The sequence below is a fragment of the Nitratireductor sp. XY-223 genome (assembly GCF_004959855.1).
Lineage (GTDB): Bacteria > Pseudomonadota > Alphaproteobacteria > Rhizobiales > Rhizobiaceae > Hoeflea_A.
This window is the reverse complement of record NZ_SPNT01000025.1, coordinates 19081-30384: the sequence shown is the minus strand read 5'-3', so window position 1 is coordinate 30384 and position 11304 is coordinate 19081. Positions and strand designations below refer to the sequence as shown.

The following is an 11304-nucleotide window of genomic DNA, read 5'->3' as shown; positions in this document are numbered from 1 at the left end:
ATGGCGGGGTGCCTGCACCCGTTCCCATCCCGAACACGGCCGTGAAACACCCCTGCGCCAATGGTACTTCGTCTCAAGACGCGGGAGAGTAGGGCGCCGCCAGGTCCGCAAATAGCAAAACTTCTCTGAAACAATGTCCGAACCAAGCCCAATCCAGCACCATTTCCGGTGCGCTTGTCCTTTCGGTACGAACGGTAGAACAGCACAATTTGACGCGGGGTGGAGCAGTCCGGTAGCTCGTCAGGCTCATAACCTGAAGGTCGCAGGTTCAAATCCTGCCCCCGCAACCAAATTTATCAAATACAATCAATAGTTTGAAGAAAGATATCCGAGCTGTTTTCTTGCCACACTTCGAGCAGGTAAGCAGTAGGTAAGCAGACAAAACCCGCGAGCACATGGCTGGCCGCCCCTCCAAGCGGGATCGTTGGTCTTGTCGCTGCTTGCTGCTGATGACAATGTTCTCAAAGGTGCCTTCGATATAGGCGACGAAATCGTAGATGCCGAGGCGGCCGTTGCGGCGGGCGACGTGTTCGATTCCGAGAAGGACCATAAACAGGCCGGTCTCGAACGCCGACCAGATACCGGATGATTTCATCGAGTGCTGCTGATGGTGCCTTCAAGTCTGTCTTGTGGCCCCTCTGCCCCAGCCTGAGTGATTGGAACTGCGTCTGAAACCGCTTCTGGAGAAGGTATACCGCTTCACCTTGCCAACAGAGGAAGAGTTTGTTGGGGAGGATGTCATGACCCTCAAAGAAGGCATAAATGTGCGCCATGGGGAGAGGGTTGGAAGATATTGTGCGCGGCTATCGCAGCTTTGTGGGTGAAATCTTTCAGGAGCAGCCCTGAGTTGCCTATCGTCCGACGCGCGGTTAGTGATTGAGCTTGTCGATGTCAGTGCTGTCTTCGGCTACCAGCGCGACATTTTCCAGCAGACGACGTGTCGCCTTGTCACTCAAATCAGCGTCAACTGTCTCGCAATTGATCGTCAGCGTTATATCGTCCACGATGATATCGACTTCGCCGCTGCCGCCTGATTCCAAATGTGCCTTCAGAAGCGTGTTGATGCGAATGTTGGTCGCCTGAGATGGCCCCGGCTTTCTGTAGTGCTGGAAACGGCGTCGCAATTCGGTTGTTTCGCCGATGTAGTGCCTGCTGCTGTCGCTGTCCATGTAGCGAAAACGATACAGACCCGGTGCGGTCGGCGCAGAAGGAAAGGCAATATCGCCATCTGCATTCCAGCCTCGAAGTCGGACACCAAAGGAATCTGCAACTCGGTCAGAGAGCGACCAAAACATGAACAGAGCTAACTTGTTGAACGGGGACAATCCAGGGAGTACGTCACCGGAATTCACGGGGCCGGGTCAATGGGCATCGGATTGAATGGCGCTGAATTTTTTTAGCGTCGTTCCGCGGGGCATCCAAGCTGTTCAATAATAATTGGTGTAAGGAGGCGCATTTTATCGCAGGAGACCTATTCGACCCATTGGATTCGCTATTGACTCAATACCTCATGAGTGGTCGCTACTATGATTAGGTGTGCTCGGAGGAAGTCTGGGGAAGCTTGATTTCTTTGGAAGATCGGGGGCTAGCTGAGTGTTTCGGCGCCCTGACGAGGGCGATGAAATCCTACTGAAGCATAATTCCAACTAGACAGGCCGCTAGTTCAATACACGACCCAAGGTGCTGATCGTGAGCGTTATTGCATTGATCAAAATGTTTTGTAAACAGCCAGCAGCCTTAGGCTTCTTTGTTGAAAAACATGATCGTCTTATGTGGTCCCGGGCAGCCGAGTGAGACAGAGTCGCCTAGACTGGCTGGGATAGATGTAGCCGATAGCTCAAGTCTAAGGCCTCGGATTTCATTAGTGGGAGAGCCGGAACTCTGGGAAATACGAGCGTGACGGGGATCAAATGGGAAGGAGAGTACAGTGGAGTGTCAGTCTGGCCGGAAAGATAGGCGACCTCTCCTGTCACTGGCAAACTTCGCGTGGGCAATAGACCCATAGCCTTAGATTGGAGGCTCATCGCAAGGTACATAAAATTTCCCAGAGAGAAGGATATCAGAGCGTTGTGGTTTATATAATATATTGATTCTGCTGTGGAATATCGATCAAAAAGCTTGTTCTTATTTTGTTCTCATGTCACAATGTCTCAAATGTTCCCAGCGAATCACTTTGCAAGGCAAGACATGACAGATTTCTCGAACCTACGGAAACGTGCCGGACTGACAATCCCGGAAGTGGCGCTGCGCACAGGCTATACCGAACGCACAATATACCGCTGGGAAAATGGGCAGGGTTCACCAAGGCGCGCGGCGACAGAGTTGCTCAGGTCGACGATAAGAGAGAAAAGGAAGTCGCCGGTTGCGCAGTTCCGTTTTATCGATCTTTTCGCTGGAATTGGCGGGCTGAGAAAGGGCTTTGAGCCGCTTGGGGGCAAATGCGTCTATACAGCCGAGTGGGACAAGTACTGCCGCGAAACCTATCTTGCCAACTATGAGTGCGATCACGAAATCGCCGGAGACATCACCAAGGTTGGGGTTGATGAAATTCCTGAGCACGATTTGCTCCTTGCAGGTTTTCCCTGTCAGCCCTTTTCAATAGCGGGTGTCTCAAAGAAAAATGCGCTGAACCGTCCACATGGGTTCCGTTGCGATGCCCAGGGCACGCTGTTCTTTGATGTTGCCCGCATTCTTGAACATCACAGGCCGAAGGCGTTTCTGCTGGAGAACGTCAAGAACCTGTTCAGTCATGATTGCGGCAACACATTCAGAATCATTCAACAAACCCTCAGGGATGAGCTGGGGTACCAGGTTCAGGCGCGGGTCATAAACGGCAAGTCATGGGTACCGCAGCATCGCGAGAGAATTATCATTGTCGGTTTTCGTGAGCCGAACGGATTTTCGCTCGACGATCTTTCCATTCCTGATCCGGAGAAAGATCCGCGTCTGGATGCGGTCCTCCATCCCGAAAATGGAAGTGAAGAGCCGGAAAAACACTATACTCTTGGAAGCCGTGCAAAAGTGAGTAACAAGTACACGCTGTCCGATCACCTCTGGAATTATCTACAGGATTACGCCGCAAAACACCGGGCCAAGGGCAACGGGTTCGGATTCGGCCTTTTCGGCCCGGACGGCGTCGCGCGCACCCTATCAGCCAGATACTACAAGGATGGTTCAGAGATACTCATCAGACAACGGGGAAAATCCCCCCGGCGTCTGACGCCGAGAGAATGTGCCCGCCTTATGGGATTTGACCGTCCCGGACAGGCCGCCTTTGAAATCCCCGTTTCCGATACACAGGCCTACAAGCAGTTTGGCAATGCTGTCATCGTTCCCGTAATCGAAGCCGTTGCCCACCAAATGCAGCCATGGCTTGCCGAGCGACGCTCAATCAAGGATTACCAGGCCGAAGAAGAGGGTATGGCCATTGCCTGACATCGTTGACCAGAAGACGCGCAGCCGGATGATGTCCGGTATTCGCGCGAAGAACACAAAACCGGAAATGATGTTCCGCCGCGCACTTCATGGGCTCGGGTTCCGCTATCGGCTTCATGCCCGCAATGTTCCCGGCAAACCGGACATGGTGTTTCCAAAGTACTGCGCGGTCTTCCTTATCCATGGCTGCTTCTGGCATGGACACGATTGCCGTCTTTTCAGACTGCCCGATACCCGGCGCGAGTTCTGGCGGCAAAAGATTGAACGAAACAGGCAGCGCGATGCAGAAGTCAGAAGCATGCTTGATGATGCCGGCTGGCGGCATCTCACAATCTGGGAGTGTTCTGTTCGCGGCAAAGAAAGCATGGGCTTTCAGCGTGCCTTGGAAGAGGCAACCAGATGGTTGACCGGCGGCACGACCTCCGCCGAGATCAGAGGTGCGCCTTGAGTGAGTGGGTACTCGACGGAAATGTCCTCAAGCTTCGTGCTGATGATGCGGAAATCGTTCCCACCGCGGATCAGGTTTACAGTTCCGTAGTTGAGAACACACCGGCATGGCCCGATCTCGAATCGGGAATGAGTGGCGATGCCAGCAGACTCAGTTTTTCCAGATACCCTGTCGAAGTGATCGCCATTGTCTCTGACAACGAAGATGGCGGCCTGCCACTTGTATCTTTTGAAGCCCGCACGCAGTCAGGCAATACGTTTTCGGTCAACCAGTCGATTCTTGATATCGGTCACTTGGTCGCCGACAGCACTTGGTATCCGATTGGCCCTGCCAGTCTCGATGCACTTTGTGAGCTGATCGAGAGCAGCGAAGTCAACAGCGCTGGTGAGGTGGAGACCCTTAGGGGACTACTCAATCTTAAGGCAGCAGCAGCCGACGGGGAAACAGTCATTGACCGGACCAGTTCCGATCAACAGTCGGCGCTAAGATTTGTTCGCCGCTACCGAGATGCACCGGCTGGCATCAACGCCACCCTCTATCCTTACCAGACCGATGGCTGGCACTGGCTCCGCTTTATCCTGCGGGAACAGGTTGGCGGCCTGCTTGCCGATGAAATGGGCCTCGGCAAGACGCTCCAGGTTATCAGTGCCATTCGCGATCCGGGCGGAGACGACCATCTGTCCCGCGTGCTCGTCGTTGCGCCCGGTTCTCTCCTTGAGAACTGGCGGCGTGAACTTGAGAAATTCGCCCCTGATCTGCATGTCCACAAACACCAGGGAAGCAGGCGTACCGGCAGGCCTGCGGACCTCGAAGGTTTTGATGCCGTCATCACCTCTTACGATACGGTCATCCGCGATCTCTCATTGCTGAACATGGTGAGCTGGTCGGTCGTCATTCTTGATGAAGCGCAGAACATCAAAAGCCCGGAAGCGCTGAGAACCCGCTCTGTCAAGCGACTGACAAGAGGGGCGGGACTCGCGATGACCGGTACGCCGGTTGAAAACAGGTTGCTTGATCTCTGGTCGATCATGGACTTCGCGCTACCCGGCTATCTCGGTCGCATCGACGACTTCCTGTCCGCGTATGAGAATGATGTGGATGCAGCAGAGCGCCTTGAACCACTTATCTCGCCGCTGATGTTGCGACGCCTGGTTTCCGAGGTTGCACAGGACCTTCCGGAGAGGATCGATATTCCCGAGATCATCGAGCTTTCAGAGCAAGAGGCTCAGGAATATGAACGGATCAGACAGCTCATTTACGAGGAATACGGCAAAGCCGCATCTCTGGTATCTCTGACGAAGCTTCGTCAGTTCTGTGCACACCCTCTTTTGCTCCCCGACCACGACCAGGACCACCTTTCGGCCGAGTTCACAAAATTTTACCGCCTCATGGAGATTCTCGAAGAGATCATCCTTTCCGGCGAAAAAGCGATCATCTTCACATCCTATACGCTGATGGCCGATATGATTGCTTCACAGGTGCAACAGAGGTTTGGCGTGTTTTCAGCATGCCTGGATGGCCGAACGCCAATTGATGGCCGTCAGCCACTGATCGATCAGTACTCTGCTGTTACAGGAGCTGCCGTTTTGGTACTCAACCCCAAGGCAGGCGGATCAGGTCTGAACATCACCGCGGCTACACATGTCATTCACTACAATCTCGAATGGAATCCCGCTCTCGAAGACCAGGCTTCCGCAAGAGCGCACCGAAGAGGTCAGACAAAACCCGTAATGGTGAGGCGACTGATATGTGAAGGTACCGTTGAAGAGGTTGTTGAAGACCGGGTGCAGCGCAAGCGTCAAATCTCCAATGCAGCCATTGTCGGGATCAAAGGGTCCGATGAGGAATATGCTGATCTGGTCGCGGCTCTGGAGCGGTCGCCGATCATGAGGTGAATATCGTGCATATTGCTGAAAGGTCGATAACAAAGGTTCTGAGTGCAAACGATACTGGCGAAACCGGCGGCCATCAGGCAGGAATCCTTGTTCCGAAAGAAGAGAGGCTGCTTTCGTTTTTCCCAGAGCTGGTTAAGAGCAAATATAATCCACGATCACATCTGATTTTTACTGATAAATCCGGGGCAGAATGGGAGTTTGCGTTTATATACTATAATAACAGCCTTTTTGGAGGCACCCGGAATGAATATCGCCTTACTCGCATGACCCGCTTCATCAGGGAAGCGGGACTTGTAACAGGGGATGAGGTCATACTCTCACGCAGCGCAGATGGAAGTTATCTTGTAGACTTCCGCCGGAAATCGGAAGCAAAGCAGGATGAAAGGGGTGTGCTCAAACTTGGTTCCGGCTGGAAAGTTATAGAAATCTGAAAGAGGTTACAATGTCGTCAGATGAAGGAATTCTGTCCGTACCCGATCCCGGGAGGACGATGGAAGGTCTCCGGGATACCGGCTACAGCTTTGAAACTGCAGTTGCGGACCTTGTCGATAATTCCATCGCTGCTTCTGCTACCAACATCGACATCCGCGTGAACCAGGACTTTCGGGGAAACGTTCGTGTCTCAATCGCCGATGATGGCGAGGGAATGGACCGGGATGGGCTGATCGAAGCCATGCGCTACGGATCGCCGCGCCGCGCTGACCCGGCAAGCCTCGGCAAATACGGTCTTGGTCTCAAAACAGCCTCCACTGCCTATTGCCGCAGGCTCTCCGTCATCTCCCGAAATTCGGGCGAAGCGGCACTGCATATGGCGACCTGGGATCTCGATCATGTGATGGAAAAACAAAAATGGCTTCTGCTCATGAGCGAAGAGCCAGATGACGAAGCCGTCGCCCATCTGAGTGATGTTGCTTCCGACAAAGCAGGAACTGTCGTCGTCTGGACGAAGGTTGATCGACTTCTGGGGCATTATCAGAACCCGGGCGGAAAGCCCGCCCAGAAGGCACTGGCGAAACGGGTAATCGAGCTTCATGCCCATCTTGCGGAGACATATCAGCGTTTCCTGAACGCCAAAGACCAACGTGCCCGCAATGTTTCCATCAGCCTCAACGGCAACAAGGTCGAAGCGTGGGACCCATTTCAGGAAGGACTTTCGGAGCTTGTTGCCTCGGACACCATCCTAATCGAAACCGAGAGCGGCGCAGAGGCCGAATTCACGGTCCGTGCATTCATCCTGCCGCGTCGTGAGGAATTTCCCACTGACGAGCTTGCCAAAGCTGCAAAACTGTCTTCGGAAAGACAGGGCATTTACATTTACCGGCAAGAACGTCTCATTCACGATGCGGACTGGCTGGGTATGTTCCAGAAGGAACCGCACAGCACCCTGCTGCGAGTAGAGTTCTCTTTCGACCATCGCCTTGATGAGGCATTCCATCTCGACATCAAGAAGTCACAGATCATTCTCAATGACGATCTGTGGAACTGGCTCAAGAACCAGTTCCTGCCAGCACCAAGGCGGGATGCAAACAGACGATACCGGGAAGGCCAGAAAAAAGATGTCACGAAAAAGAGCGAGAGCGCTCATGACGCCAGCAACCGCAACATTGGCAACAAGGAAGCCGAAGTTGGCGGGGCCGAGGTCAACGTAACCGATCCGAATACCGGCGAAGTTACCGTTGTAAATACGAGAGGCAAATTCACACTCAAGCTTCCTGTCGGAGCGGCAACCAAACCGGGCGAGGTCTTCATCCAGCCAGTCGATGAGGTCAGTGACGGTCTGCTGTTCGAGCCTGCCATAATCGATCAACACAAGGCGGTCCGGATCAATACCGACCATCCCTATTACAGAAAGGTCTATGTCCCCAACCTGAACACCAGCGTCACCGTCCAGGGTATGGACTCCCTCTTGTGGGCACTTTGCGTGGCCGAGCTGAGTGCGACCACCGACAAGACTGCCGAGAATTTCAGTGACATGCGTTATGAGGTCTCCCGGATATTGCGCAAACTTGTCGAAAGCCTGCCGGAGCCAGATACGGAATCTGAAGCGGATGTCGCCTGATCCTGAAACACTGGCAACGGTCATCAGCAATGAGACGGGTCTTGAATTCACGGGCTCGACCGGCACCGATGACGAAGGTCACAGATGGATTGCACTGACGCCAGCCGATCATGACCCGACACATACATTTGCCATCAGGATACGGCTTGAGTGGCGAAGACTCAGCATAGGATTTGAGTCTGGGAAATTTGCCGGACCGCTTCTGGAAGCTATGTCCGATGCAGAGAAAGACGCCAGGGCCGTCTTTCGCTCTGTCATGCAGGATTGTGAGCAACACGGAGCTGTCATCACTATCCAGCCGAATGGCAAAGACCATTCGTATGGCGATAACGATATGTGGAACGAAGCCTGGAACAGGCTCACGTTCGGGATTCGAAAGGGCAACATAGAACTCGGAGCGGAAGACGGGATACCTGACGGCCAGCTTGTACGCGAGTGGACTTCGCGCTTCGTCGCGGCGGTTGTTGCACTGCTGCCTCTTGAGGAACACGAGCCATCAGATGTTGAGGGTTTTCCGGAAGCCGCCATTCAGAAGGTTACAGTCAATCGCTACGAACGCGACAGGCGCAACAGGTCTGCTGCACTCGCAATTCACGGGTGCAGTTGCACCGTCTGTGGTATGAATTTTGAAGATTCATACGGGCTTGCTGCTGCTGGTTTCATAGAGATTCACCACGTCGTGCCCGTCAGCGAGGTAGCTGAGAACTACGTGATCGACCCGCGGTATGATCTTGCACCATTGTGCTCCAACTGTCATTCCGTGGCCCACCGGCGCTCACCGCCCTTTACAATCGAAGAGCTGCGCGGGTTTCTCGCGAAGCGCGATACTCAGACAAGTTAGATCAGACAAGTTAGATATGCGAGAGTTTGCCCACGGTGGGTGAGTTTCTTCTTGCTTACCGCAGAAGGTCTGCATGCTCCTGTCTGACGTCAGCGCCTGTAGAACAGATTGTTAGGAGGCATAGAGGAGGATTTTGGCTCATCGTAATCCATGAGAGCGAAGATGGGACAGAAATCCGATCCACAAGGCACAGCCTCAGAGAGCCTATCAACGACATCCGCCACTGCTCGGCAGGCCTTGACAGCAACCCAAATTGAAGAAACAAACGTGAACAGACTTCTCAATCGGGGTAGCCCGGACTAAAGGGCCGGGTCAGTTCCGAAAAAGAATAATTGTTCGTCTTTCGCATGGGCTTGCACGTGTCTTCGCACGTGATCTGTATCAGTACGGGCTACGACGAAACGATGAAGTCGAGCCGCCCGAAGTTGCTCTCGTCCTGTCGCTTCGCGACAGCACGGCCACCGAAAACCTCTAAAACGAGATGCGGGCCTCGCTCGGATCTTACGTTGAGAGCGCCGTGCTCGATCGAGAGATCGATATCGAAGCTTGATAGGGGTGGTTTGCCATCAGGTTCAACACAACAACGACTGATACGATATGGGTGAAACACTTCCCGAACGGCAGAAATGGTTAGAGCACGCTTTGCAAGGGCTGGCGTTCTGGATTGGTCATCGCCATTCACTCTTCAACGCATATCCTCTGACCGAGGGCGCGCTCGTTGCGGAGGCCTGTAACTTGATGCAGGCAAACCTGCCGTCCGGTCTGATCCTGTTACCCGAGTGTATGTATCGAAATCTTGTGCCCCTTGGCACACAGATTGATGGTGTCACAGGCCAGTCGCGGGCCGATCTGGTGATTTGCGATGACGACGCAAAGCCCGTTGGCAGAGACGGTAATGTCGCTCCGCATGTCAGATTTGTGATCGAGGTCAAGCGGGCCTCTGCGACCGACAGGGAAATCAACACCGACTTAGTCAGGTTGCATAGCTATCAGAGAGCATCGAATAACAACGCTCGCACTTTTCTGTTCGTTGTTTCAGAAAGCAGGGCGCATCCCCGATTTGTCAAAGACGGGAAATCCATCCTCGGGGTACATGATATACCGAATTGCGGCGGCCATTTTCGCGTTCGCAGGACTGTGAAAGCAGCAGCCAGCTTTTCCGGCAAGGAAACAGCGCATTACGTCTGTCTCATCGAGGTTTTTCGGCACAGTCATGACAGGGCCAGACCGATCTAGCGACCAGTTCTGTTTCACCCGCTAAGTCCAGCCCACCATTGAGGGAGCATCCGGCCGGGCCGGATCGGGCTGTCGTGAACTGCGTCCCGGCTGCGCCGGGTCTCGGCCGTTCGGCTTTTCATCCCTTGCATATGAGAGCGGCTGCGCCGCTCCGATAGAGCGGCCTGTTGGCCGCGGTTTTGTTTTCTTGTTTGTTGTTTCTGGGGCCTGCGGCCCCCTGTCCGTCAAGGTCAAGCCCTTTGCTGCGCTTCGGGCGTTCGGCGCGGTATCCCCGACCTTCCTGCACTTCGTTCCGTGCAGGCCGGGTGATTCCCCTCCGCGACGAACGGCCTGTGACGGCGCATCCCCCGCTCATTGCCGCGTGGCTAGTCCGTTTGCAGCAGCAGCGCGCTGCGCAAACGCGAATAATCATTCGGAGGAACACAATGAGTGCAGATGTTTATAGCCGCATCACCGATCAGATTGTGGAAGCTTTGGAGCAAGGCGTCAGGCCATGGATGAAGCCCTGGGACGCGGAACATGCCGCAGGCAGGATTACCCGGCCCCTGCGGCACAACGGCATTCCCTATGCCGGAATCAACGTCGTGATGCTGTGGTCGTCAGCCGTGGCGCAGGGCTTTGCCGCGCCGATCTGGATGACCTTTCGGCAGGCCAAAGAGCTTGGCGGGCATGTCCGCAATGGCGAAAAGGGCTCGCTTGTCGTCTATGCCAACACCATTACTTGCACCGAAACCGATGCGGAAACCGGCGAGGACGAGGAGCGGGAAATCCCCTTCATGAAGGGTTATTCCGTGTTCAACGTTGAACAGATAGATGGGCTCCCGGCACGGTTCCATGCCGTGGCCGAGCCGCAGCTTGACCCGGTGCAGCGCATGGGGCATGTGGAGCAGTTCTTTGCCGCGACCGACGCGGATATCCGGCATGGCGGCAATCAGGCCTACTATGCCGTCGGCACTGATTATGTACAGATGCCGCCCTTCGTCAGCTTTAAGGACGCTGAAAGCTACTACGCCACGCTTGCACATGAATGCACCCACTGGACGCGCCACCCATCACGACTGGACCGTGACTTCGGGCGCAAGCGCTGGGGCGATGAAGGCTACGCGATGGAGGAACTGGTCGCGGAGCTGGGTTCCGCCTTTCTCGCTGCCGATCTCGGGATTACCCCGGAGGTTCGCGAGGATCATGCGGCCTATATCAGTTCGTGGTTGAAGGTTCTCAAGAACGACAAGCGAGCGATTTTCACTGCCGCAAGCCATGCCCAGAAGGCCGCTGACTTCCTGCATGGCTTGCAGTCGGCGCAAGACGATGAAGACAGGGCCGCCGCCTAAGGCGGCCCCATTTTATCCGAATCCGACAGCAGGCTGAAATTTCGCGCGCACCTCCCGAT

10 protein-coding genes, 1 tRNA gene and 1 rRNA gene are annotated in these 11304 nt (G+C 54.5%); 11 read left to right on the top strand and 1 reads right to left on the bottom strand.

Features of this window, described 5'->3' with window-relative positions:
* The 3 genes from rrf to E4M07_RS29245 all read left to right on the top strand — a co-directional run.
* Positions 1-105: ribosomal RNA gene (rrf, locus tag E4M07_RS27860) — 5S ribosomal RNA — on the top strand; the annotation flags it as partial.
* A 108-nt stretch (positions 106-213) separates the two neighbouring features.
* Positions 214-290, top strand: a tRNA-Met gene (locus E4M07_RS27855).
* Between the two features lie 140 nt (positions 291-430).
* Positions 431-589 carry a hypothetical protein gene (locus E4M07_RS29245; RefSeq protein ID WP_169054445.1) on the top strand — a complete coding sequence of 53 codons (159 nt, stop codon included), beginning with the start codon at positions 431-433 and terminating at the stop codon, positions 587-589.
* A 280-nt stretch (positions 590-869) separates the two neighbouring features.
* Here E4M07_RS29245 and E4M07_RS27850 read toward each other — a convergent pair whose 3' ends face one another.
* The gene (locus E4M07_RS27850; RefSeq protein ID WP_136661689.1) at positions 870-1325 is read right to left on the bottom strand and encodes a hypothetical protein; all 456 of its coding nucleotides are present in this window, start codon (positions 1323-1325) and stop codon (positions 870-872) included.
* 862 nt (positions 1326-2187) lie between these two features.
* Between E4M07_RS27850 and dcm the strand changes: the two genes are divergently transcribed.
* The 8 genes from dcm (at position 2188) to E4M07_RS27810 (ending at position 11245) form a co-directional block, all read left to right on the top strand.
* Positions 2188-3435 (top strand): DNA (cytosine-5-)-methyltransferase, encoded by a 1248-nt coding sequence (gene dcm / locus E4M07_RS27845; RefSeq protein WP_136661688.1) that lies wholly within the window; start codon positions 2188-2190, stop codon positions 3433-3435.
* Positions 3428-3883 (top strand): very short patch repair endonuclease, encoded by a 456-nt coding sequence (locus E4M07_RS27840; protein ID WP_136661687.1) that lies wholly within the window; start codon positions 3428-3430, stop codon positions 3881-3883. The genes dcm and E4M07_RS27840 overlap by 8 nt, the downstream gene beginning before the upstream one ends.
* The gene (locus tag E4M07_RS27835) at positions 3880-5778 is read left to right on the top strand and encodes a DEAD/DEAH box helicase (RefSeq protein WP_206057424.1); all 1899 of its coding nucleotides are present in this window, start codon (positions 3880-3882) and stop codon (positions 5776-5778) included. The genes E4M07_RS27840 and E4M07_RS27835 overlap by 4 nt, the downstream gene beginning before the upstream one ends.
* A gap of 5 nt (positions 5779-5783) precedes the next feature.
* Positions 5784-6209 (top strand): EcoRII N-terminal effector-binding domain-containing protein, encoded by a 426-nt coding sequence (locus E4M07_RS27830; RefSeq protein ID WP_206057423.1) that lies wholly within the window; start codon positions 5784-5786, stop codon positions 6207-6209.
* 11 nt (positions 6210-6220) lie between these two features.
* The gene (locus E4M07_RS27825) at positions 6221-7837 is read left to right on the top strand and encodes an ATP-binding protein (protein WP_136661685.1); all 1617 of its coding nucleotides are present in this window, start codon (positions 6221-6223) and stop codon (positions 7835-7837) included.
* Positions 7827-8678, top strand: a complete 852-nt coding sequence (locus E4M07_RS27820; protein WP_169054443.1) for an HNH endonuclease — start codon at positions 7827-7829, stop codon at positions 8676-8678. The genes E4M07_RS27825 and E4M07_RS27820 overlap by 11 nt, the downstream gene beginning before the upstream one ends.
* 597 nt (positions 8679-9275) lie before the next feature.
* On the top strand, positions 9276-9914 hold the full coding sequence (locus tag E4M07_RS27815; protein WP_136661683.1) for a hypothetical protein: 639 nt from the start codon (positions 9276-9278) through the stop codon (positions 9912-9914).
* A gap of 425 nt (positions 9915-10339) precedes the next feature.
* Positions 10340-11245, top strand: a complete 906-nt coding sequence (locus tag E4M07_RS27810; RefSeq protein WP_136661691.1) for a zincin-like metallopeptidase domain-containing protein — start codon at positions 10340-10342, stop codon at positions 11243-11245.
* The last annotated feature ends 59 nt before the right edge of the window (positions 11246-11304 follow it).